Genomic DNA, 25,182 nt, shown 5'->3' on the forward strand with positions numbered 1-25,182 from the left:
GCCGGGTTTTTGGCGTCAACTACGCCTAACACCTCCATAACTATTAAATTTCTTTTGACGGAAATATACAAGCAGGGCGGCATTAAAGATCAGCATTCCAGTAATCAGCCTGGTATCCATTCTGGTTAATTCTTTGGAGGCTGCCTCAATACCTGTTCATCGCTAATGACGGGGTCAATGAAGCGTTCAACTTCCTTCCGAAAGGGCAGATTCCAATATCCCCCATTTCCCGCTATACTGAAATAACCTTTTATAACATGAAGCAAATAGTTGAGGAGAGATTAAATGAAATCACAAATTAAGTGTGTGCTTCTTATGTTTCTGTTAAGTAGTTCAATAACTGCGTGTTCCACCAATAAAAGTAGTTTAAACCTAAATAATTACAATAGCTCAAGCAGTAATAAAATTTCTGACACCAGTGCTCCAACAATTACTTCTTCTGCCCATATTACTCCTTCTGAAAGTAAACCTGAGAACAATAAGAGTTTAGCAATGGAAGCATATAAGATAGTATTGCAAAATAAGATTGAATTCTACAGCATAGAAACTAAGAAAAAGGTATATTTGAATGATTTTTTAACTAATAACGAGATTTATGGAACTGCATCTAAAATTAATCACTTTGCCGTGCTTGACATGGATGGTGACAAAATACCTGAAGTTGTTCTTGGATTAACAATAGATGAGAATCCAAATTTTGTTGAAGTCCTGCATTATATGAACGGTGAAGTCTATGGCTACTTTTTTGGAAACGACCAGTTAAGTGATCTTAAAACTGACGGAACATTTAGATGGTTAAGCGGCGGGTTAACTTACAACGGATATGGAAAATTAAGATTCCAAACCCATTCCTGTGAAATTGACAATTTAGCTTATCATGAATCAAGTGCTACTGATGAATCATTCACCACATTCGCCATAGCATACTACATCAATAATAAACTAGTTACTGAAGATTCATATAAAGCTTTTGTTAAAGAAGAAGATGTTAAAAGGGATGTAACGTGGTATGAATTTTCTCAAGAGAATATATCAACAGTGACTTCAAAAACAAGATAGTGATATTACGTGATATATAACAATGAGAAAACTTTTTATAGAATATTTAAATGGATATGCTGAGTTTGAATAAAAATGATGAAGTAAAAGCATTACGCGTATCTGACTCTTTTACGGGACTTTCTATACCTGTAGGATAGTAGAATCTCTTAGAGGGGAGCAAAACAGCGTGTTCATAGTAAACGTAGAAGGTGCAATCTGTAGAGATGATAAATGGCTTATGATTACACGAAGCACCAAAGAAGAACATGCGGGAGGTACTCTGTCTCTTGTAGGAGGAAAAGTTGATGTTGAAGGTAACACACTCGAAATCCTGGAACGGACTGTAAAGCGTGAACTGTATGAAGAAGTGGGCATCGAGATAAAAGATACTGTTATTTTTGCATATAGCTCCTCCTTTGTAACAGATGATGGACGCAACGTTATAAATATGGTCTTCCTATGCGAATATGACAGCGGTACAGCACATAGCAAAAGTCCAGATGAAGTTGAAGCCGTACATTGGATGACCTACGATGAAATAATGAATCACCCTAAGGCTCCTCCTTGGACAAAAGAGAGTATTAGAAGAGTAGCGTTAGCAAGGATATAAAAATAATGATGAAAAATGTTTATGTTGTGCAACATTGCAAAATCCCTTCACTTTGAACATAGAGCCAATTATTTGATAATCCAATAGTTATAAGGTGATTATATTGTTCATTGAAACAAACAGGCTGATCATCCGTGACCTTATAGAGCAAGACGCGGAGGCGTTACTTGAAATAAAATACGACAAGCAGGTAATGAAGTACCATCCGGCATTCTTTGGTGAAAACGCAACTATTGATTTTATTAAAGTTGTCATTGCGTTCTTTCAGAGCATAAAAGAAAGAGGTGTTATTTACGACGAGAAATATCCTGAACGAGGTTGCTTATCTGCTGTATGTTTAAAAGACTCCGGCGTAGTTATCGGTGTAATTACGTTTAACCAGCATACACATGTAAACGAATGGCATGTAGGATGGTATTTTTTAAGCCGATATACCGGCCAGGGTTACGCATCTGAAGCAGGCGCAGCGGCTTCCGATTATTTTCTTGAAGCAATATCGCTGGATTATATTTCGGCTGATGTGCGTGATGACAACCCCGCTTCGTTTAGAACCGCACAAAAAAGCGGGTTTAAGTTGATAGAAAAACGAATAGGTTTTGATTATGATAACCCTGATTGCAATGTAGAGGATGTTGGTTCATGCAGTTATTACTTCCAGAAACTCAATAAGAATAAAACCAGGGCATAAGGTGAAAAAATGTCACGGAGTCCGTTAAAGAGAGGACCAGAGCGATACACGCCCTGGTCCTCATTCGTATCAAGTAAGCAGCACGTCCTTGGAAGTTTAACTGCATCAGAGTTTTCTATTGCTCGAACTTGCATGAACAAAGAGACCTTTCCGTATTTTTTAGAAAGTGCAATGCTTGCGATTTTCACCTTTTCAAGGCAGGAGTCGGTTTCAAGGTATTCGTAGCAGTTCACCGACTATTTAAAAAAGTCACCAAGATATGGTATGATTTGGTTGGCATTATTTTTGTATGGAGGACACGGTATGAAGATCCTATTTTGTTCTGACCCCTTGGATAGCAAGGTTATTGATCAAGAATATGAACAGGAATACAAATGTGCTCGAAATCTAGGGATGGATGTCCATATGATTTCACTGGAGTCTGTTTTGGATGGAGAGCTAGCGAAGGCGGTTAAGCGGATTCCAACATTTGAAACCATGGAGAGATTCATCTATAGGGGATGGATGCTAAAGCCAAAAGATTATGAAAAGTTATATAACGCACTGCAACAGAAAAACGCAGTCTTAATCAATTCTCCTACGGAATATAGAAATGGGCACTATTTTCCTTATTCTTATGAAGCCATTAAAAAAACAACCCCGCAGAGTATTTGGCTCGGAATTGAAGAGCTTTCAAATGGTTTCGACCTTCTGTTTGAGAAGATACATATATTCCAAAACAAACCGATCCTAGTTAAGGATTACGTAAAGTCTAGAAAGCATGAATGGGAAGAGGCTTGCTATATACCCGATGCTTCCGACCGGCAAAAAGTTCAAACGGTTCTTCGAAACTTTATTGATCGCCAGGGCCCGGAGCTTAACGGCGGTATAGTGGTTCGTGAGTTTATTCAACTGGAGCAGCTCGCCAATCATCCTAAAAGCGCCATGCCTTTATCGAATGAGTACCGGTTGTTTTTCCTTCATCACAAGCTGATTCAGTGTATGGGGTACTGGGATGAAGTTGTCTACCAACAAGAGATTCCTAAACTTGATTCGTTTATAGATTTAGCAAAAGGTGTAGCTAGTCCGTTTTTTACGATGGATATTGCCAAAACCCCAAACGGAGAATGGACGATTATAGAAATAGGGGACGGGCAAGTCTCAGGACTTCCGAGTCATGCGGATCTGGAACAGTTTTATAAATCGATAATGGAATTAGAGGTCAACTGAACACAGTGGATTTTACCATTGGTATATGATTATTTGTTCCTGATGCGATATGGGATTCACGGAACCAGTCATATACTGATCAAACTGGAAGCTATATTAATACATCGTTTTCAGAAAGTCTGAATTACGAAGATATCTCCTCATCTGCCGTATTAACCCCGTAGCGTACCCGCTTCCCCAGAAAACGGATTTTGGAAAGTGAATACTCCATTTTGTCCCCAAGCAGAGTAACACGGACTCGATAGGAATCGTTCTCCATATCGTACTCAACGTTTTTTTTAAAGCTGGAGAAGGCGTACATGATACGAGACAACCGCGCCCGGCCAGGTTGGTTTTATCGGCGGCAGTATGGGGGATATATCCGTAGTCGTAAAAGGAAAGGATAGTCTAGAGAGCAAAGATTCTTACTACTCATATTTTCAAGTGTTCCGAATAGTCCCTGGGAACTTGATTGTAACCACCCCACCAGAATCGCAGTTGTGCAGTTCTAGTTGTCCTGCGTGCGTTTTTGCTACTTGTGCTGCAAACCAAAGGCCAAGGCCATGGTGTCCATCGGCGCCACGCGCTGCATCACCACGCCATAGGCGCTCTGTTGCATGGTGTGACGCCGCCTTGCTAAAGCCGGGGCCTTCATCACACACAGTGACTTGCCAGCCGCCATCTACCATGCTGCCTGCCAAATACACGTTTCCACCCGCCGGTGTATGCTCGATGGCATTCTGCACCACATTACCGAGGGCGCGAAGTAAATGGTCTTTCTGAATGCTCGCAGCACCCTCCAGGCCGTTTTGGGTTTGCAGGCAAACCCTCGTGGCTTCTGCAATGGCCATTGTGCTCTGGCAAAGCTCGTCCAACATGGCGGGCAGGCTGGTGTTTTCAAATGCCTCATCTGCACCGGCGGAGGTTTCCAGCAGGCTGGCAACATACTGCTTGGCCCGGTCGTTGCTTGCCGCAATGGTTTCCACCATTCTGCGGCTGCTCTCAGGAAGTTCTTCATCCAGCAGAAGTTCGGCGTTGCCTCCCACCAGGGTGAGCGGGGTTTTTAAATCATGCGCGAGTGCTGCTATTTCCGCCTCGCGTTCTTGCTGTGCCGCCCATTGGGAGGACAAGGAGCTGTACAATGCCTCCCGCATATGCTCCATAGCACCGAGCGCCTGGTCGTACTCCCGTATACCCGCGTGGGGAATTGCGAAATCCAGTTCCTGCGCGCCTACCTTCTCGCTCACCTCGCTGAACAGCTTCAGCTTGGCGGCGAGGCGCCGGCGGAGCCACAGGGTGTTAAACAGCAGACAAAGCACCAACGCTACACCAAGTGTGGCCAGCCCCAGGTATTCAGCGGGGGGCAGGATGCCACGCAGCACAGGGTTGACAAACTCTGCCCTGTAATGCCAGCGAAAGATTACGGTGCTTCCATCCGCGTAGGTGTGCCGCGAAACATCTATGTTGTGGGCGTCCTCCTGTAAAAAACCGGCCAGGACTTCCAGCTTCTTTTCCTCTACGTTGCTTTCCAACACTTCGCCGTTCCGGCCAAACAAAGCGTACTCGGCCAGGAAATCGTCACCAGGAGAAACAAAAGTTTTTGGCTCTCCGGCCAGCATTTGCTCCACCTGTTGGTTGGAGACGGCTCCCTGGTAAGTAATGCCTGTGTTTTGAAACCTCACCATGACGGCATACCATGCCAGGCAGCATAACAGCATACAGCCAAGCATAACTATGGCAAAGCGCAAAAGCACAAAGGAAAGGCTTACAGAACGATGTCTTTTCGCCATTTGTAGCCCACCCCCCAAACGGTTTCTACGGGGCTGAGGCCACCTGCTTTCAGCTTGGCGCGGATATTTTTGATGTGCTCCGCAATGGCCGACGAATCGCCCTCGGCATCAAAGCCGAAAACCGCTTCGTATAATTGTTCTTTGGTAAACACCTGTCCGGCGTGCAGGGCCAGGTGCTCACAGATGGCGTATTCGCCCTTGGTAAAGGGCAGTATGTGTTCGCCCGCGATGGCCACTTTTGCCTGCATATCAAAGCGCACACCGCCTCGGCTAAGGGTAGAGGTCGGCTGGCGCACCTCCCGCCGCAGATGGGCGTTTACCCGTGCGCGCAGCTCCGCAATACTGAATGGCTTTTTTATGTAATCATCGGCGCCCAGGCCAAAGCCCTGTACAAGGGCCGCATCTTCCGCCTTGGCGGTTAAGAACAGGATGGGGCAATCCACTTCGGCACGGATACGGCTGCAAAGGGAAAAGCCATCCTCGCCGGGCATCATCACATCGAGCAGCAGAAGATCGTACAGCTGGCACCGGGCGGGCTGCACGGCAGCGGCATCTGCTTCGGTGTCTACCTGGTGGCCGTCCTTTTCCAGGGCGGCGCGCACCAGGGCCAGCATATCAAGGTCATCATCGACCACTAACAGTTTCGGCATAGTCTATCATCCTTGTTTTATTCTTGTATGACTTTACCTTCCCATCTACTAAACCATAGTAGTGACAGAACCAGAACAATCAAAGTGATAATAATCAGAGAAATAATTCCAGGGAAAACAGGTGTACTTGAAAAGCCAAAATCATTTTCCAAAAACCGAACACCCCATTCCCAAGGAATGATCGGCCAGATTTTATCACCCATCGCATTTTCAAAGTAACCTGCAAAAATTGTACCAGAGATCCCTGACAAAACAGAAATACTTGAACCAAACCGAAAAGCAATCGGAACGTGTAATAAATATAAAAATAAGTTGCTAAACAAAAATATATAAAATATGACAAAATATGAACCGAAGTGTATTATGCTGATATCCAGAAAAAAATGGACTCCAATATAGAAACAAAGTCCATATATTATCATACTTATGGCTGAAAGAAACAGTAGAAAGAATAATTTCCCCAGGTATACGCTTCTTCGAGATTCCACTAAACCTAGAGCATTTTGAATATTGCTAATATTCCTATCTAAATGAATTAAAATGGGCACAACGATACTAACAAAAATCGGATAACCTATTTGTAATATAACGAAAAACAACCTCGCATCAGGAATAATATGGTATCCGGCATAAGCGTAATAAACTAAAAATAATGTTGTAACCACGATAGGCAGTAACAAATGCAATAAAATAATTGGAGTTCGTTTGATTTTGGTAAAGTTGGACAAGAACTCTCTTATAATCGTCATTTGCGATACACCTGCTTTTCGTACCAGCGCGAAAACAATGCTGAAAGAACCAGCATAGCAAGCGAGGATATCAATACCAGCAATGAACTTTCTCCTACATTTAAAATGTATCTTGAATCTGCTTCGACTAATAATCCGTTTGGCAAAACTCCAAATAATGTAACCATAAACCTCGCGGGCCAGCTATATGGGAAGAACCAAAACAAAGGCGTCAAGGAAAAAAATAAACCACCTGACGCACTGGCGAACAAATTTATGATCACAGAACCAACAAATCCGGCTTTTTGATCCAAAAATAAACAGAAAGGGATCTGCCATAATAAAGAGAGCCACAATAAGCAGTATCCTAAAAGATAATATCCGCTATGACCCATTGCATCTGAGACACCTGACAATATGCATTCAGAGATAACCGTGATAAATGCGAGCAATAATGATATTATCAAAAGATTAAGTGCTATCAAAATTGTTTTAGAAATAAATGTCTTCTTCAAGTCGATGGGCAAACTATAAAGAGTTCGGTATTTGTGTTTTTGATCCTTATTATTCACTAAATGACATAAAAACATAATGGACAAAGACGCAATAGGCATACACCAATTGCAAACTATAGAGCTTGAAAAACCACCTAAACCAATACCAATAAATATAAATACCATCGATATTAAAATTAAAGCTACTGGAATAAATATAATGAGTTTTCTAAATAGGGAGCGTTTAAATTTCAAGTTCTCTGCTTTTAAATAGGTTCGTAACATCAGGATTCGCGCTCCTTTCTGACGATATCCATAAACAGTTGTTCCAGATTTTCATTGGCATCAATTTTGTCTTGATACAGGAGCGATCCATTGTATAGGATCCCTATGTCATCGGCAACTTGTTGTACTTCGCTTAAAATATGACTTGATATAATTACAGAAATCCCAGACTCCGCAAATGTCCGAATCATTTCCCTTAATTCTTCAATACCAAAAGGGTCTAATCCGTTTGTAGGTTCATCTAAGACTAATAATTCGGGGTTATTTAGCAGCGCTAATGCTATACCCAATCTCTGTTTCATTCCTAACGAAAAATCAGATGTCTTTTTATTTTTAGTATCCATTAAGTCCATTTTTTGTAAAACTTCATCACATTTATTTGTTGAAATCCCCATAAGAGCCGCCCGCACTTTTAAATTTTCAAATGCCGTTAAATTCTCATACAGTGGAGGTGATTCGATTAATGAACCAATATTCAATAAATCTTTTCGGGTCCAAGGGCGATTGTTGAATAATATTTCACCTGAAGTCGGTCTGATAATTCCTGTAATCATCTTCAATAATGTTGATTTGCCAGCACCATTAGGTCCTAATAAACCGTAGACAGAATTTTTTCTTACAGACATATATAAATCTTTTATTGCATATGTCTTTTTGAATTTTTTAGAAACATTATTGGTTTCTATTATGTACTCATACATCTTAAATTCCTCCATTTTACATTCCAGTTTGTACACTTTTGATTCGTTCCTGCTATCGTAACAGCCATTTTTAAGGATTTTATAAGGAAGCGGGTGATTACTCAAAAATTCATCCGGCCCCCTCTTTTTTGAATTTTTTGGGATATGTATGCCTCTCCCGGGGGTATGATATACTTTACTTTAACAAGCTGTAAATGAAGAAGAAGTAAGGGCATAAACAACTTAGTTTTACTACTTCGGGATAAAGATTTGTCCTGGTATTCATAGAGAGGTTTTGGATATGACAGAGAATTTTTTGCGTTGTCCTAAATGAAAAGAAGACACCAGGAAACCTGGTGTCTTCTTTTTTTTATGCTGATGCAGGATCAGATGTGAAGATGTATTTTCGTAATATATTAAAATCATTCGTGCATTACCCATATTTAGACTTTCCCTTCCTGTTGTTATTATGAAAGCTATTACAGCAAGTAATTGGCGTTTAAACGCTGCTCAGGAAAGCGCATACAGTTAACATCTGGAAGGGAAGGGCATCGTTTTGTTACTGCGCAAGACATTTGGCGGATCAGTGTGGTCAGTAGAAGCAGGGCTGCATTCATATGTCAGGGCTGTAGATAATCGAGGCCTTCTATCCGTCCGCTTTTGTGAATGCGTTTTCAATCTATTGTCTGCTATTTAAGTTCAGAGGGAGGTGTTGTATTGATCGTCAATCCAGACATGACATAAACCCAGGAGTAAATATTAAAAAATAGGATATCTGCAACCGAAACAACCTATTAATTGCGATGACTCTAAAACAAGACTTTAGAGATTTCCTTAAGAAAAGGAGTCAAACTAAGATGAACAGTAGAAAATGTGTAATCAACATCTCCCGTCTCCTCGTCTTCATCATGTTGTTCTCCATCTTCACGTATACTCCCGTCCCGGCTGCTGCGGCTGGAGAGGAACCGTCAATTGAACTGAACGACCTCATTGCTCAAGCCGAAGCTTTAAAAACCGGCAATCCGGAATTCCCGCTCCAAGTCAGTCAGTCTGTGTATGGAGCTGTCTATGGTTCTGATGTGAACCAGGCTTTTCCCTGGGTGCATGTTGACGAACTCCAAGCTCTTAATGATGCGCTTGAGTTCGCGCGTAATGTGAACACTCCCACCGACGAAGCTATTGCAAGTCTTAAAGAAGCCATAATGAATTTCACTAAAAATATCAAATCAGACGGCTCCGATCCCTATTTCCGTCTTGATCCGGGTCCGGGTAAGGTTCCTGTAAAAGTTACCGCGCCCACTAATACCTGGACGGCAAGAACTCCGCTGGACAACCGTGTCCCCGCCGACTTTGCCGGTGGCACATTCAAGACGATCCCGTATCCTTTTGCAGATGCCCAAGGTAAAGCGGAAGTGCTTCAGATTAATTACGCCCATAACGGAAAAAGCACGTTCGGCGGCATAAGTCTCGAATCCCCGTTGTCCCCGTCCGTAAATGTCACTGATGGTTCAACGATTGAATTCGATGTCTACTATCCTAAGAGCGCGCAGGGCAAATACATGAGGTGGAGAGTCAGAAATACCAACACCAACCTCGATAGCTACCTCAGGGATTACCAGTACAACAACCTAAATCCCGACTGGGTTGGCAGTTACAACGGTGAATCCTGGTTGAAGGCGCATCACAGTATTACCGCCTCAACAGGCGTTTCCTCGAGCTTTATTCTTGAGCTTCATGGCGAGAATGCCCGTCCTGAAGAAACTGGTATGCTGCTTGTCGCCAACATCCAGATTACCGCACCTGATCCTAATGGTGTTGCACTTCCGGACGTAGTCAACAAGGAACACCAGAGTGCCGTAGCGCCTCTAAAGAGTGTTTACAATAAGGAAAATGGCCTCTTTATGGTTGGTGCGATCGGCACCGGACCCGTAACCGGAACCAGAGCCAATCACTATGAAATCTTCGTCGACGGCAACAATCTGAAGGCCGATGGAACGCATCCCCGTGGCCCGGAATGGCTGAAAAGCGTTAACGGCGAGGCCCTGAACGGCGCAACCACTGCCCCTGGCTTAGCGGAATACAGTTTCCCGACTAACGCTTATCAGGCGATCAGGGATTCGGGAACTCCCGGACAGTACAAGTCTCACGGCCATGTTCTGGCATGGTACAACCAGGCGCCTGGCTGGATGACTCAGATTATTCCTGCGAACCTTGCCTCCGGGTATAATGGCGGGGCCGATTTCTACGGACTTGGCAACGGCGTTACCACTACGGTTAAGGTAGACAAAGAGATGGCAAGAAGAGTGCAGTTTAACCACACCATGTATGTGATGCGGCACTTCCTGACCACAGATACGAAGTACGGCTCAAGCGAATCCCGTGGCGTCATTCCTTTCAATTCCTGGGATGTACTCAACGAAGAGGTACACGAAAGCCGCCACAGCGAACTCATCCCGGGGGATGCGAACAGCTGGAGAACGAGCCTGAAACACACCAACTGGCTTGCTGCAATGTCAGATGATCAGATTGGCGGCGACATCACAGATCATTACGTTTACTTGCTGTTCAAAAACGCGCACATCGCGGCCCCCAACGCCAAGATGGCAGAAGCTTACAAAGCCAATTACGCTAACCTTCCAGAGTACATGAAGCTTGATGGACACGACAAGGAAGGCAGCATTGACGCTTACATCGTTAATAATCCTCCGAAGCTGACCTATAACGATTACGGACTAGCGACCCGCAGCAAAGCGAGGACTGTATACAACATGGTTCTCGAATTAAATACTGCATGGCGCTCCGATCCGCTGTATGACGGAAGACCTCTTATCGAGGACATCAGTATCCAGGGACACGACGCGGTGGGTAAGACCCTTGCAAGCGATAACCAATATGCGATGGCCCTCTATGCCTCTCTCGTTGACCGGGGCCTGCTATCTGGTATTACCTATTCAGAGCTTGACCTTAAGGTGCCGACCGATGCTCCCGGAGGCGGTGCGACTGCTCCCGCAGTACTCAATGTCAGACAGTCGGACGCCCTTGGTTATCAGTACGCGCTGCTCTACAAAATGTTCAATAAGTTCGCCCCGTATATCGATCACATTATCAGCTGGGGTGTATCCGGTTCCGGATGGCAGGGGAGCTATGTCCTGTTTGACGGGCAGAGCAATGCAAATGCCGGCTACTATGGCGCCATGAAGCCGGACAGATTTATTCTTGGACATTCGTATCTGGATGATTACTTTGCAGGCGAATATCAGACCATCGGGAATAATGCCATCGACCTTGGCGATCTTGGAGTCTATACACCAAATAGTGTGAATGCCGACCTCAGCAGCCTGACACTGAGTGCGGGAACACTCCAGCCGGCGTTTAACGCAGCCACCACAGAGTATGATGTGTCCCTGAAGGATGCTGACAGCATTACCGTGACAGCGGCAGCGGCAGACAGCAGGTCAACCATTAAAGTGAACGATACGGTGGTTGCCAGCGGTACCGCTTCTGAAGCTATAGCGCTGACACCTGGTACAAAAACGGATATAAAGGTTGAGGTCACAGGTGCAGACGGCAGGGTCAAGACGTATACCCTAAAAGTAACCAATAGCAAGACGGAGACTCCGTCCACTCCGGAACCTGGAACACCATCTGCAACGCCTGATCCTGGGACATCTTCAACGCCTGCACCTGGAACGTATTCAACGTCTGCACCTGCAGCATCTGTAACACCTGCAGCACCAGTTGTACAGGGCCAGAAAGTAACCATGCAGGCGACTGTGAATAATGGAACTGCATTTGTTAAGGTACTTGATCTGGCAAAAGCAAAGGAATTCATGGAGAAAAATGTTACCCTGGACATACCAGCGGCACAAGGAGTGAATTCATACTCGGTAGGCTTGCCTGCTGCAGCACTGACAAGCGGAACAAAGGATGACAAACTCACAATTTCCACAGAATTCGGTCAGGTAGTAATATCCGGTAACATGTTGACAGGCACAACTGAAAGCAGCGGCAAGGAAGTAGCACTGGAGATTGGAAAAGGCGACAAGGCCAAGCTTCCGGCGGAAGTGAAAACGGCTCTCGGCGATAGGCCGATCATTCAGCTTAGCCTTAAGGTGGACGGCAAAGAAACGGCCTGGAACAATCCCGATGCACCTGTAACGGTATCCGTGCCTTACAAGCCGTCTGCGGATGAATTGAAGAATCCCGAAATGATTGTTGTCTGGTACATTGACGGAAGCGGGGATGTTCTAACAGTACCGAGCGGACGCTATGCTCCCAAGACCGGTATGGTAACATTCACAACAACTCACTTCAGCAGCTACGCAGTAGCTTACGTATCCAGGACATTTACAGATCTCAGAACGGCTGTATGGGCCAAGAACGCGGTCGAAGTACTTGCGTCAAAGGATATTCTCAAGACAGAAGGTCATGTATTCAATCCGTCAACCGGTATCACAAGGGCAGATTTCCTGTACTCCCTTGTCAGGGCACTTGGCTTGAATGCAAGAGTAAATGGAAATTTCAGCGATGTACAGAAGAGTACTTATTACTATAATGAAATTGCAATTGCTAAAGCACTTGGTATTACGAATGGCATAGACAACGACAGATTCGGCAGTGCCTATAAGATCACAAGACAGGACATGATGGTGTTGACCGAAAGAGCCTTGAAACTTGAGAAGAAGTTGAGTAACCAGGCTGAGGCTGCAGATCTGGAGAGATTCACCGACAAGTCCGAAGTTGCTTCCTATGCGGTGAACAGCGTAGCTGCGATGGTTAAGGAAGGGTTGATCGAAGGCAGCGGGAACAAAGTCAACCCGACCGGAAACACAACCAAAGCAGAAGCTGCGGTGTTCCTCTACAGACTGTATAATAAGTAAGAAATTCGCATAAGGATGATGGAAGCCGTGACAGCTATTGCTGGCGCGGTTTCTTCTATGTGCGGCGAAAATAGGTTTAGGCATCCCCGTTAATTGTTATGATGTTATAATGTATTCTTCTGGTCGCCGAATGAATCGCTTCTTTAACTTACGAGCCTAAACTTTTTTACCCTTGGCTTCGCTCAAAGTGGGGATATCTGGAAAAATAAGAAGGTGCGGGGATCGAGTTGGGGAAATTAACGGATCTCTCGGGGGTATGATATACTGTTAAAACATGCTATAAGTGAAGAAGAAGTAAGGGCATAAACAACTTAGTTTTACTACTTCGGGATAAAGATTTGTCCTGTATTCATAGAGAGGTTTTGGATATGACAGAGAATTTTTGGCGTGATTTACCACGGCCTTTTTTTATACTGGCGCCCATGGAAGATGTGACGGATGTTGTTTTTCGCCATGTCGTAAGTGAAGCAGCCAGACCGGATGTGTTTTTTACGGAGTTTGCGAATACGGAGAGTTATTGTCACCCGGAGGGTAACCATGCGGTGCGCGGGCGTTTGACGTTTACAGAGGATGAACAGCCCATTGTAGCTCATATCTGGGGAGATAAGCCGGAATTCTTCCGTCAAATGAGCATCGGGATGGCGCAAGAAGGCTTCAAAGGCATCGATATTAATATGGGTTGTCCTGTAGCGAATGTAGCAGAGAATGGGAAGGGAAGCGGCCTGATCTGCCGTCCCGAACTCGCAGCGGATATCATCCAGGCCGCCAAAGCCGGGGGACTGCCCGTCAGCGTAAAAACAAGGCTCGGTTTCAGCAGCTTAGACGAATGGCGCGGCTGGTTAACCCATATTTTGCAGCAAGACATTGTGAATCTGTCCATCCATCTGCGTACAAGAGAGGAAATGAGCAAAGTAGCTGCCCACTGGGAACTGATTCCGGAGATTAAGAAGCTTCGTGATGAGGTGGCGCCCGATACCCTGCTGACCATTAACGGGGATATCCCTGACCGTCAGACCGGCCTGAGGCTCGCTGAAGAGTACGGTGTGGATGGGATTATGATCGGGCGCGGTATTTTTCATAATCCATTTGCTTTTGAAAAGGAGCCGAGGGAGCACAGTAGTACGGAATTGCTTGATCTGTTGCAGCTGCATCTGGATCTCTATGATCAATACTCAGTACAGGCACCACGTTCGTTCAGCCCCCTTCAACGATTCTTCAAAATATATGTCCGTGGATTCCGCGGGGCAAGTGAATTAAGAAATAGCTTAATGAACACCAAGTCCACAAATGAAGTGCGTGCGCTGCTGGGTGAATTTGAGAGCAAGGAGCAGGCTGGAGCGGAAGAACATGGAGATTAGGCTGCGAAGCTTGTAGAAATTCGTGTGGAAAATAGAAGAAACGTGAAACGATTGAGGATCGGATGATGGGGAAGGGACCAACCCGGAGCCAATAAGCCTTTCCTCTTTTTTTATATGGAGGGGGATTACATGTCCTGGAGCAAATTGAAGCAACAACTGGAGGGCTTTCTCAGTCCTGCGTTACAGGGTAGGGTAGAGTACCGCGCACCGGGTTACCGTTATTTACCGGATAAATCAGGCATTTGTTATATCTCAGTAGATAAAAAGAACATACTCAACATGAGTGATAAAACAAACGCGATCAGATGGTATCAGACAGAGCTGGAGATTAAGAATGATCCGGACATCCGCATTCCTGTCAGCCATGACGACATTGAAGCGGTCAGACAAGCAGCCAAGGGACCCGTGCCGGAGGATCGCCTAATCGTAATGGCCAGAAGCAGAAAAAGTACAGAACACGCCAAAGAGCTAATGACAGCACAGGCCTCATTATGTAAATCGAATTTCATCGTGGTGGCTAATAAGTTTCTAACTACTCCTATAGAGGAGAGCTTGGAGAGCAGTGATATGGTATTGAATATTCTGGCTCTTATGGACAGACGGGTCGGGAAAAAGCGGATCTTAAGCATGGCGGAGAAGATGGAGTTGAAGCATCCTGCGGTGCAGTATTTCTATGAGCTGCGGCGGGGGGCGTTGTGAGGCGCAATACGTTGCGGGCACCAATAAGAGAATGGGTTGCGGCAGGAACGGTAATCCATGGAATATCAGGTCTGGATAGCTCCACTGACGGCGGATGTCAGTGGAGCTATTTGGGATGGAGCGAACCCCTTAAAGTTTATCAACTCTGGAATTAATTTTAAAAAACACAATAAAATATAACACCCTGTGGAGCGCCTATGGGCGGGAGCCGGGGTAGATAAAATTTAAAGGAGGTTAAATGAATGATTAAAAAAGTTCCAGCCAGGGCCGTATCCCTTTTGGTAGTATTCGCAGTATTTCTATCCCTGTTCTTCACAGCCTTACCACCGGCAAGCGCGGCCGCCAGAGGAGCGTGGGCTCCCAATACGGCATATGCAGTAAATGATACAGTCACCTATAGCGGTGGTACTTACACCTGTCTTCAGGCACATACTTCCCTCACCGGCTGGGAGCCGCCCAATGTTCCTGCACTGTGGAAGAGCGGCAGCACCACAACGCCGACACCGACGCCCACAACACCCCCGGCAACGAATGGAGTCACATTCTATGCAGACATTAACTATGGCGGCAACGCAGTAACCCTTGGCGTAGGCAATTATGTATTGTCTCAGCTGAATGCTTCAGGAATTCCGAATGACTGGATGTCCTCGCTCAAGGTTCCTAACGGCTGGACGGTTGAAGTCTATGAGAATGATAATTTTGGAGGAGCCAAATGGACCTATACTGCCAGTTCATCCTGGGTCGGCGACAGTGTCAATGACATGATGACTTCGGTTAAGATCTATACGGGTTCAACGCCTCCTTCTGTAAGCAAGCCTTCCGAAGTTCCAAGCCAAATCTGGACCTATGTAATGAATGCAGACAATGCCTTCGGTAATGGCGGAGATTATGCTCTATTGCTGAGTGCGGTGATCAAGAAGGAAAGCAGCTTCGGAGCAGGTCTGCCGGGCAGTCCATCAGCCGGCGACGGATTGATGCAGGTAGAACCTAACACACGCAATGCCTATTTATCTCAATTCAGCGCCAAATTTGGCCGCGCCTATAATCACAGCAGTGAACAGGATCAGGTATACCTGGGCGCATTGATCCTGAATGAGAAGATTGTCAGATTCGGAAATATATACAACGGACTGCTGCACTATAACGGAGGGGACAACTGGTATCCAGGCGCAACGGATTCCTATGGCCGCCCTATTCTGGCAGATCAATATGCCAATGCCGTCTACGCTACATATAAGGGGTATGGCGGGAAGAATTAAAAAAGGCAAAAAGACGCTCGGTAATCCTCCGCAGCGTCTTTATTATATGTTCAGCTGTAATAGCTTCGCTGACAGGAGAAGCCAGTGAAGTATTATAAAATATAAACTCGCAGTCTTCCGATAGAGTTGAATGGTTGTGTATAATAGTGGGGGATAACAAGCGGCAGATGATACTGAACGATTCAACATACATCGGAGGGGAATATGAAGAAGCTACTGTCTCACCAATCCCTCTTGAAGAAATTCCGGGCGGTTAAATCTTTGGCGTTCAGACCGAATATGCCGCTTCGGAGGAAGATTCTAATCAGTAACATCCTTATTGTTCTACTGGCTCTGGTGATATTCGTTCTAAGTATTCATAGAATTGTCTTTAATCAGACGCTGCGCAGAACTTCAGCCAGCTCGCAGCAGGAAGTGAACCTGGTAAGCCAGTCTATGGAGACCGTGTTCCAATCGGTTCAGAACTTCTCGAAATTTGCTTTGATTAACCAGGATACACAGAATGTGCTTAGCCGGGATACCGGAGCAGACGGGGATGTCTCCGCGCTAAAATCCATACATAACACGCTGGCTGCAATGCTGGAGACAGAGCCTAATATCGACTCGGTCATTATCGAATCGATCGGGGGTGATCTCTACTATACCTCCAACCTGACCGGTGTGACTTCGCAGAGTCTCGCCATCTATCCCAAAGATAAGATTGATGCGGCAAAAGGCGGTGCGGTCTGGGTAGATACGCTGAAGCCTTCATTTCTGTCGGGGATGACTGAGAGGAATATGATTAGTGTGTGCAGAGTTATTATGAGCATGGAGAAGGGGACGCCGATCGGTTATATTTATGTCAATATTGACGAACGGACGCTCGCCCGGCTGTACCATAATGAACAGGATAATCAGAATCCTACCCTGGTCATCAACCAGGAGGGAGTGGTGATCTCCGCGTATGAAGCTGCACTCGTCAGCCGCACCGTTGAGGATCACTCGCTTGCCCGGTGGGTGAAGTCGGCATCTGAAGGAAGCCGGACCGAGCGGGTGGGAGACAAGCGCTATCTGGTATCCTTACAAAGGCTTGATCCCTATGGCTGGAAGGTAATCCACCTTGTTCCCACCTCGGAATTGACCAACGGATATTGGAAGATCGCCTTATCCATAGCCGTTTTCGGGCTGATCAGCATGCTGTCCGCCATGGTCCTGTCGGTTGTATTTGCGCGCCGGCTGACCAGGCCCCTTAGCGAGCTCAGTGAGGTTATTGTTGAGGTGGGGGCCGGAAATTTTGAGAGACGCGCATCTGCCGGCAGCCAGGATGAAGTAGGCAGGCTGGGTGCGACATTTAATGAAATGGTCGAGCATATTCAGGACTTGATGCTAACCATTGAAACGGAAGAGAAGACCAAGCGGCTGCTGGAGCTGAGGCTGCTGTATTCGCAGATCAAACCGCATTTTCTATATAATACGCTGGACACGATCCGTGCGATGGCTGTGATGACGAATGCTAAGGAGATTAGCAGTATCTTGAAGGCGCTTGGGGAGTTCTACCGGATTTCACTTAGCAACGGACAGGAATTGATTGCGGCTGCACAGGAGAAGAAGCATCTGGAGAGCTATCTGTACATTCAGCAGATCCGCTTCAAAAAGCTGAATTACCGGATTTCGTTTGAACCGGGAATTGAGTCCTGCCAAGTCCCCACGATGCTGCTCCAGCCTCTGGTCGAGAATGCGATTCACCATGGAATCAGAGGGATGCCGGACGGAGGTTTATGTGAGATTACCGGCTCTATGGAAAGGTCAGGAGAGGAACGTATTCTGTGCTTTACAGTCCGTGACAACGGCAAAGGCATGAGTGAAGAGGAACAGCGGCAGATCTGGTTAAGTTCCAGTGAAGAAGAGGAGTACAGCTTCGGACTTAAGAATATCCAGGACCGGATTCAGCTGAGATTCGGCGAAGCTTATGGTATCGTCCTGTCATCTGAACCGGGACATGGAGTAGAAGTGAAGGTACGGCTGCCGCTGATTATGCAAGCGGACGAGCAGGGGGAGGGGATCGCTGAATGAGAACTACAGCGCCGGCAGCACGCGTCCTGATCGTAGATGACGAATATTATTTCAGGCAGCTGCTGATCCATTTGATAGACTGGACTTCTGCCGGTTTCGAAGTGGTTGCAGAGGCGGAAGACGGTTCGGAAGCCTTGAGGATCATGGAGGAACAGCCGGTTGATCTGATTATAACAGATATTGAAATGCCGAATATGAACGGGCTCGATTTTGTGAAGGCCGTCCGTGCCTTAGACTCGGCGGCTAAGCTGATTTTCATCACAAGCTATGATAACTTCACCTATGCCCAGCAGGCGATCTCGCTCGGAGCGGACCATTATTTGCTGAAGCCCGTTGATGAGGAGGCGGTTGAACAGGCGCTGAATACCATCCGTGCGCAGTTGCAGGAGAAATGGGAAGAGGAACGCTACATTAACCGGTTGCGGATAGAGGCGGGTTACGGGGGGCAGCCGGCCGCGGACCAGACTTCTGAGGATGGAGGACGCCAGGGCAGCGGGAAACGGCTGATCCACAAAGCAGCTGCGTATGTGACTGCACATTATGCCGAGGATACCTTATCGCTTCAGAGCACAGCGAGTGCCCTCTTCGTGAATCCGAGCTACTTAAGTCATGTCTTCAAGAAGGAGACTAACGAGTCTTTCGTGGAGTATGTGACGAATATCCGCCTGGGCAAAGCCATGGAGCTGTTGCGCCAGGGGGCGGCCGCCGAGGATGCTTCGGTTCCCAAGGTAGCAACGATCGCCCATCAGGTCGGCTACAGAGATCCGTTCTACTTCAGCAAATGCTTTAAGAAGAAGTACGGAATTACCCCGAATAAAGTATACGGAGGAACCTATTCCGGGAAATATTAAGCCGTTGCCAGCAGGAGTCCGGTTATTCAGCCGGGCTTTTTTGTTGCTGCAAAACGGTTATTGTGTAAACCTGATGTTATTCATAAGGAGAAATGTAAAGTGGATGTAAAGTAACGTGACACACCTAAAAATTTTACTGCCAGAGCCAATATATCTCCATTCGAACCTGGCTTCGTACTTGTTAAGATTGTACCTGTGGTTCGTAACCGTAAATTGTGAAAGGTGGTCCAAATCAGATGTTTGGTAAAAAGTTTGGGGTTGTTGCGGCATCCGCCGCGCTCGTCAGTGTAGTGCTTACTTCGTGCGGAGGGGCGGAAGCAAACAATGGGGGAACCCAGGGTCAGGAAGCGGCGGCAACAGATAGTAAGAAATCTGTCACGCTGTGGATTTTCGATGCAGATCCGATGTACCAGTCAGCAGCTGAGGCTGCCGCAGCGGAAATTGGCGTTGAACTGAAGTATGAATACATTCAAGATGAGACCTACAAAACCAAACTGAGTGTTGCGCTTGCCGCCAATGAGCTTCCGGATGTATTCCAGCAGCATGCCGGCAAGTCCTACCGTACCCCTGTTCTGCAGTCAAAGACAGTGGCTCCGCTTAACGATACCCTGGATTCCACGGGTCTGGGCGCACAATTCCTGGACAACCAGCTGGTGACTGAAGAGGATGGCAACATCTATTCGGTTCCTTCTAACATCAGTACAACCCTTGTTCTTTACTATAATAAAAAGCTGATAAGCGAACTTGGCGCTGCTGCTCCAGCAACATGGGAGGATCTTCAGGCGCTGATCAAAACGGCAAACGATAAAGGCATGATTCCCATTGCACTGGGCGGAAAAGAAAGATGGCAAGGAGATCTGCTCTACGATATGCTCGTAGCCCGTGAGGACGTGAACGCCTTCGATAAGGCGATTAACGGACAGGCGAAGTTCACAGATCCACCATTCGTTGAGGCGGCGAATAAGGTGGTCACCCTGGTGAATTCGAATGCCTTCCAGAAAGGCTTCCTCGGCTCCGCTTACCTGGATGCACAAGAGCTGTTCAAGAATGATAAGGCTGTGATGTGGATCGACGGAAGCTTTAACTTCTCCTCCCTGTCTACGGCAATGGGCGACAATCTGGGCTATATTGCGTTCCCTAAAACGGGGGCAGAGGATGTCCTCAGTGCAACCATCGGCTTCCAGAACGCCCAGGCGCCATACTCATTGTTCGTGAACAACAGCTCCGCAAATCTGGATGAAGCGAAGGAATTTGCCATCCGTTTATCTTTGAAGCTTAATGATGAATTTGTCAGAAAAGGTCTCCCTGGGTACGCCAAGAGCGAGGTGAAGTCCGAATCACAGAATAAGGAGCTCTCAGCGTATGCTGCGGATATTAATAAGACCAGCAAAACGCAGGCGATGTGGTTCGGTCTGTTGTCAGCAGATGTAGGCCAGGAATACCGTGATCTGACACAAGCATTATATGGCGGGCAGCTTACAGCCGATGAGTTCACCGCTCAGCTGGAGACGTTGCTGCGTACAGCCGAGTAAGAAGGATTCCTTACACAGTTCCCCTCAAGGCGGCAGCGTTAAATACAATATTCCAGGAAAGTCGATGCAGTCACTGGGGCCGCATCGGCTTTCTGTAATTTGACAGGTGGGTAAGTGATGGAAAAAGCGCTCTCTAATAAAAAAATAATCGCGTTGTTTTTATTGCCCGGATTAACTGTTTTTCTGATTTTTTATTTTGTGCCTATTGTGATGACCGCCTACTACAGTCTCCAGGATTGGGATGGCATTAACCCGATGACCTTCATTGGACTGGACAACTACACCAAGATGTTTACGGTGGATAAAAGCTTCTGGCAGGCGGTATGGAATAGCCTTGCTTTCCTGCTGGTAGGCGTGTTTATCCAGCTGCCGGTCTCGTTTGCATTGGCGCTGCTGGTCTCCCGGAAGATGAAGGGACGTAAATGGTTCCGCAATATTTATTTTTTTCCGGTAGTGATGTCAACGACAATGGTCAGCCTGCTGTGGGTCAAAATCTATGATCCGAACATCGGCATGCTGAACACATTGATGGATACCCTTGGACTGGGTGCCTGGACTGGGGCCTGGCTTGGAGATACGAAGACGGCACTGTTGTCCGTCCTGATCGTGACTACCTGGCATTATGTCGGTTACAATATGCTGATCCTGTTCGCCGGGATGCAAGGGATACCGGAGCAGTATTATGAAGCGGCGAAGCTGGACGGAGCGACGGGCTGGAAAGCTGTGCGTCATATTACCTTTCCGCTATTGTCCGATGTGCTGCGGATCTGTATCGTCCTGAATGTGATCTATGCCCTGAAGACGTTCGAAAGTGTGTACGTCATGACTAACGGGGGACCCCTGAATTCAACAACAGTGATTGCGCTGAAAATGTTCCAGGAAGCCTTCCTGAAGCAGAATTTCGGTTATGGCAGTGCGCTTGCGGTATTTATGGTGCTGGAATGCCTCATTATTTCCTGGGTGCTTAATAAAATATTGACCCAAGAGAAAATTGAATATTAAGGAGGACCGGTCATGCTCAGAAAAACGAAGAATTCAAGCATCTATATCCTGATGATCATTATCGCCGTCCTCCAGCTGTTTCCGCTCTACTGGCTGGTGATCAGTGCATTTAAGGATAATTCGGAGATTATTGGCGGGACAGTCTGGGCGCTTCCTGCAGAGTGGCGCTTAAGCAATTTTACAGAGGCGTGGGTCAGTGCCAAAGTGAATCAATACTTTGGCAACAGTGTGATTGTCACGCTGGTTACACTCATGTTTGTGCTGCTGTTTGCTTCGATGATGGCCTATGCGTTAACACGGATGAAATTCAAATATAACAGTCTCATCTTGTTCATTCTTTTGATGGGCGTGATGGTTCCGATTCATGCTACGCTAATTCCGCTCTTCATGATACTCAAGAATCTGGGGATTCTTAGCTCAAGATTGTCCATTATTCTGCCGTACATTGCGGTGAATTTGCCTATTGGCGTATACATGCTGTCGGCTTTTCTGCGGACCATGCCGAAGGAGCTGGAAGAAGCCGCATGTATGGACGGCTGCGGGGTGGTGAAGTCCTTCTTCAAGGTAGTGCTGCCGCTGCTCAAGCCGCCGCTTGCTTCGGTAGCGATCTTCGTGTTCCTGGCGGTGTGGAATGAGCTCCTGATGGCGGCCACCTTTATTCAAAAGCAAGAGCTGAGGACGCTGCCGCTGGGCCTGATGAATTTCAGCGGTCAATACAGCATCAGCTGGGGGCCGCTCGCAGCAGCTATGGTCATCTCGACATTGCCCATTCTGCTGGCTTATGTGCTGTTCAGTGACCAGATGGAGAAGAGTTTTACCGCAGGGGCGATTCTGAAGTAATTAGGGCGGAAGAGGGAAGAAGGATGAAGAGATGACTATACAGGCTGGTTCCAGCAAACTATTGAATATCGTAATGATCGCCACCTCGGATCTTCACGGAAATCTGTGGGGCTACCGGTATGAAGACGGCCACGAGACAACGAATGACGGGATGGCCAGAGTCGCCGCCTATGTCAGGGAAGTCAGGGACAGTGGAGCAGAAGTCATCCTCATAGATAACGGTGACGTGTTCCAGGGGAATATGCTGACGGATGATATCTACAATAAGCGGCCGGATAGTATACATCCGGTCTCGGCGGCGCTGAATGCAATGGGTTATGCGGCCATGACCCTCGGCAACCATGAATTTAATTTCGGGCTTGGCCTGATCGGGAAGTTCAGGCAGGAACTGGAGTTCCCTGTGCTCGCTGCGAATGCCGCATATCACAGCGGAGAACGGTTCGCAGAGCCGTATACGCTAATGGAGATCCAAGGCGTCAGGATCGCCGTGATCGGACTGACTAATCCTAATATTCCGCGCTGGGACGCCGGAAAGGTGGATGCGCTGCACTTTGGCCCCATGGCTGAAACGGCGCAGCAGATGACTGCCTCCCTGAGGGCTGAAGGCAAGGCCGACATTATTGTCATCAGCGCTCATGCGGGAATGGTAGCCGAGTTCGATGAAGAAGGCGGCTCGGATTCCGCTGAGCGCATTACGAAGCTGGTTCCTGAGGCAGATGTGCTGCTCGTCGGGCATATGCATATTACCGTTAAGGAACGGATCGGGGATACCGTTATTGGAGGGCCGCGCGACCGGGGACGGGAGGTGGTCCGCTTCGACCTGACCGTTCAGCTGGATGGTGCAAGGCCCCGGGTGGTGAACAAGGAAGTCTCGATTGTGGATATGGCCGGCTGGGAACCGGACCCTGAATTCCGGAAGCTGGTTGCGGAAGCGCATGAAGAGACGATGACCTTCAGCGGCCAGGGAGGCGGAGTTTCCGCTTCAGCGGAGGCAGGCAGCATCTTGGGGTACGCGGCCGCAGACTTCCAGCCGCAGGCGGAGACGGGTGGAGTACCGGCGGGAAGATTGCGGGATACAGCGGTCATTACGCTGATTCAGAAGGCGATGCTGCAGGCCAGCGGGGCGGATGTTGCCGCCACAAGCCTGTTCGCAGATACGGCGGATTTGAAGCAGGGGCCGTTAACTTACGCTGATGTGTACCGCATCTATCCATTCGACAATGTGCTGTACGTTGTGACTGTAACCGGCCAAGAGCTTAGAGCCTATATGGAAGTCTCGGCAACGCATTTCAACCAGTGGCAGCCGGGTGATCGTGAGATCACTGCCAATCCTGAGGTGCCCAGTTACCTCTATGATATGTTCGCCGGGATCGATTATCAGATCGATCTGTCGCAGCCAGCCGGTCACCGGATCATCAATGTGCTGTACCAAGGCCAACCGCTTGCCGATACCCAGCAGCTGCAGCTTGCCGTCAACAACTACCGCTACAGCAGCTTATTGAAGGCGTCCAAACTGGTCAGCAGGGCCAAACATTGGGAGTCGTCCTGCAGCGTCCGGGATATGCTTGTCAGCTACATCAAGGAACAGGGGACGTTATCGCCGGAAGTCGATCATAATTGGTCGATTGTGGGGATCGGGTAGCTGTGCTGTTCGTCTGCTTCCCCCGGATCATAGAACCACAGAGCTTGAAGGATAAGCTTGCTGCTGTTGCACCAAGACTTAATGGAATATGTTCAGCTTTAATAGCTTCACTGACAGCAGCTGTCAGTGAAGCTATTTTATAATATAGAAATTATAGGGTTCACATGAATCCCTGAGGAGGACTTACAAATGAGCAATACGGTATATCTATATGTATTCGACACCATGGCCGACTGGGAAATAGGCTATTTAACGGCCGAGCTGAACTCGGGAAGATATTATAAGAAGGGGCTGGCCCCTTCTAAAATAGTTACTGTAGCCAATGAGAAGACGCTTGTAACTACAATGGGCGGACTGACAATAATGCCGGACATCACACTGAAGGAATGCAGCATTGCAAGCGCAGATGCGTTGATTCTACCCGGTGGAGAGACATGGACCGAAGCCATCCACAAGCCCATCCTTCAACTCGCTGAGAGATGTATACAGGAAGATATATTAGTGGCAGCGATTTGCGGGGCTACCATGGGGCTTGCCCGGGCTGGACTGCTGAATTCACGCCGGCATACAAGCAATGATCTGGAGTACCTCCGAATGATCTGTCCTGCGTACACCGGCGAGGAATTTTACCAAATGCAGTCTGTTGTAACGGATGGAACACTGATTACTGCCTCTGGGATAGCCCCGTTGGAATTCGCGGTACATGTCTTGAAAGCCCTGGATGTAATGACTCCAGAAAAATTGAAGGCCTGGTATAGTCTCTACAAGACCCAGGAAGCTAAGTATTTCTATGAGTTGATGAAATAAGAGAAGTTAAGGAAGACCGCCCTCTCTTCACGGAGAGGGTATTTTTGTTTGTCTGGCCAGATATAGCAGTACACATTTTCTGGGTGCCTATAAGTGAATGTTCTAA

Annotated in this window: 20 protein-coding genes and 1 pseudogene; 15 read left to right on the forward strand and 6 right to left on the reverse strand. The window is 47.1% G+C overall.

All coding sequences use genetic code 11. From position 1 onward, the window contains the following. Positions 1-285: 285 nt before the first annotated feature. The 4 genes from PGRAT_RS03870 to PGRAT_RS03885 all read left to right on the forward strand — a co-directional run bounded on the left by PGRAT_RS03870 (position 286) and on the right by PGRAT_RS03885 (position 3,548). Positions 286-1,059, forward strand: coding sequence for a hypothetical protein (locus tag PGRAT_RS03870; RefSeq protein WP_025704056.1), 774 nt, complete (start codon positions 286-288; stop codon positions 1,057-1,059). 169 nt (positions 1,060-1,228) lie between these two features. Continuing rightward, entirely contained in the window at positions 1,229-1,651 is a 423-nt protein-coding gene (locus tag PGRAT_RS03875; protein WP_025704055.1) for an NUDIX hydrolase, read from the forward strand. A 103-nt stretch (positions 1,652-1,754) separates the two neighbouring features. Then, positions 1,755-2,339, forward strand: coding sequence for a GNAT family N-acetyltransferase (locus PGRAT_RS03880; protein ID WP_025704054.1), 585 nt, complete (start codon positions 1,755-1,757; stop codon positions 2,337-2,339). 303 nt (positions 2,340-2,642) lie between these two features. Beyond that, entirely contained in the window at positions 2,643-3,548 is a 906-nt protein-coding gene (locus tag PGRAT_RS03885) for an ATP-grasp domain-containing protein (RefSeq protein WP_025704053.1), read from the forward strand. Between the two features lie 163 nt (positions 3,549-3,711). On the opposite strand, the pseudogene PGRAT_RS34180 reads toward PGRAT_RS03885, so the two are convergent. The 6 genes and pseudogenes from PGRAT_RS34180 to PGRAT_RS03910 form a co-directional block, all read right to left on the reverse strand. Further along, positions 3,712-3,861 (reverse strand): annotated as a pseudogene (locus PGRAT_RS34180) (WYL domain-containing protein); the annotation flags it as partial. Positions 3,862-3,967: 106 nt separating this feature from the next. Beyond that, a complete protein-coding gene (locus tag PGRAT_RS03890) occupies positions 3,968-5,317 on the reverse strand; it encodes a sensor histidine kinase (protein WP_025704052.1) in 1,350 nt (449 codons plus the stop codon). Continuing rightward, entirely contained in the window at positions 5,293-5,967 is a 675-nt protein-coding gene (locus PGRAT_RS03895) for a response regulator transcription factor (protein WP_042266066.1), read from the reverse strand. Before PGRAT_RS03895 ends, PGRAT_RS03890 begins: the two co-directional genes overlap by 25 nt. Positions 5,968-5,984: 17 nt before the next feature. Next, entirely contained in the window at positions 5,985-6,716 is a 732-nt protein-coding gene (locus PGRAT_RS03900; protein WP_025706778.1) for a lantibiotic immunity ABC transporter MutG family permease subunit, read from the reverse strand. Next, positions 6,713-7,474, reverse strand: coding sequence for a lantibiotic immunity ABC transporter MutE/EpiE family permease subunit (locus PGRAT_RS03905; protein ID WP_025706777.1), 762 nt, complete (start codon positions 7,472-7,474; stop codon positions 6,713-6,715). The genes PGRAT_RS03900 and PGRAT_RS03905 overlap by 4 nt, the downstream gene beginning before the upstream one ends. Next, the gene (locus tag PGRAT_RS03910) at positions 7,474-8,175 is read right to left on the reverse strand and encodes a lantibiotic protection ABC transporter ATP-binding protein (RefSeq protein ID WP_025706776.1); all 702 of its coding nucleotides are present in this window, start codon (positions 8,173-8,175) and stop codon (positions 7,474-7,476) included. The genes PGRAT_RS03905 and PGRAT_RS03910 overlap by 1 nt, the downstream gene beginning before the upstream one ends. 836 nt (positions 8,176-9,011) lie before the next feature. On the opposite strand from PGRAT_RS03910, the gene PGRAT_RS31445 reads away from it, so the two are divergent. The 11 genes from PGRAT_RS31445 (at position 9,012) to PGRAT_RS03965 (ending at position 25,076) form a co-directional block, all read left to right on the forward strand. Next, a complete protein-coding gene (locus PGRAT_RS31445; protein ID WP_052415689.1) occupies positions 9,012-13,034 on the forward strand; it encodes an S-layer homology domain-containing protein in 4,023 nt (1,340 codons plus the stop codon). A 368-nt stretch (positions 13,035-13,402) separates the two neighbouring features. Further along, entirely contained in the window at positions 13,403-14,392 is a 990-nt protein-coding gene (locus tag PGRAT_RS03920; protein ID WP_025706774.1) for a tRNA dihydrouridine synthase, read from the forward strand. Between the two features lie 129 nt (positions 14,393-14,521). Further along, the gene (locus PGRAT_RS03925) at positions 14,522-15,091 is read left to right on the forward strand and encodes an SF0329 family protein (protein ID WP_025706773.1); all 570 of its coding nucleotides are present in this window, start codon (positions 14,522-14,524) and stop codon (positions 15,089-15,091) included. Between the two features lie 242 nt (positions 15,092-15,333). Beyond that, complete coding sequence (locus tag PGRAT_RS03930) at positions 15,334-16,350, forward strand: carbohydrate-binding protein (RefSeq protein WP_025706772.1); 1,017 nt, start codon at positions 15,334-15,336, stop codon at positions 16,348-16,350. 204 nt (positions 16,351-16,554) lie between these two features. Next, a complete protein-coding gene (locus PGRAT_RS03935; protein ID WP_025706771.1) occupies positions 16,555-18,402 on the forward strand; it encodes a cache domain-containing sensor histidine kinase in 1,848 nt (615 codons plus the stop codon). Beyond that, on the forward strand, positions 18,399-19,253 hold the full coding sequence (locus PGRAT_RS03940; RefSeq protein WP_025706770.1) for a response regulator transcription factor: 855 nt from the start codon (positions 18,399-18,401) through the stop codon (positions 19,251-19,253). The genes PGRAT_RS03935 and PGRAT_RS03940 overlap by 4 nt, the downstream gene beginning before the upstream one ends. 236 nt (positions 19,254-19,489) lie before the next feature. Further along, entirely contained in the window at positions 19,490-20,785 is a 1,296-nt protein-coding gene (locus PGRAT_RS03945) for an ABC transporter substrate-binding protein (protein WP_025706769.1), read from the forward strand. A gap of 117 nt (positions 20,786-20,902) precedes the next feature. Beyond that, positions 20,903-21,787, forward strand: a complete 885-nt coding sequence (locus PGRAT_RS03950; RefSeq protein ID WP_025706768.1) for a carbohydrate ABC transporter permease — start codon at positions 20,903-20,905, stop codon at positions 21,785-21,787. A 12-nt stretch (positions 21,788-21,799) separates the two neighbouring features. Then, on the forward strand, positions 21,800-22,627 hold the full coding sequence (locus tag PGRAT_RS03955; protein ID WP_025706767.1) for a carbohydrate ABC transporter permease: 828 nt from the start codon (positions 21,800-21,802) through the stop codon (positions 22,625-22,627). A 31-nt stretch (positions 22,628-22,658) separates the two neighbouring features. Then, entirely contained in the window at positions 22,659-24,269 is a 1,611-nt protein-coding gene (locus PGRAT_RS03960) for a bifunctional metallophosphatase/5'-nucleotidase (protein ID WP_052415690.1), read from the forward strand. A 189-nt stretch (positions 24,270-24,458) separates the two neighbouring features. Next, on the forward strand, positions 24,459-25,076 hold the full coding sequence (locus PGRAT_RS03965; protein WP_025708887.1) for a type 1 glutamine amidotransferase family protein: 618 nt from the start codon (positions 24,459-24,461) through the stop codon (positions 25,074-25,076). Positions 25,077-25,182: the final 106 nt, after the last annotated feature.

The sequence above is a fragment of the Paenibacillus graminis genome (assembly GCF_000758705.1).
GTDB lineage: Bacteria > Bacillota > Bacilli > Paenibacillales > Paenibacillaceae > Paenibacillus_AQ > Paenibacillus_AQ graminis.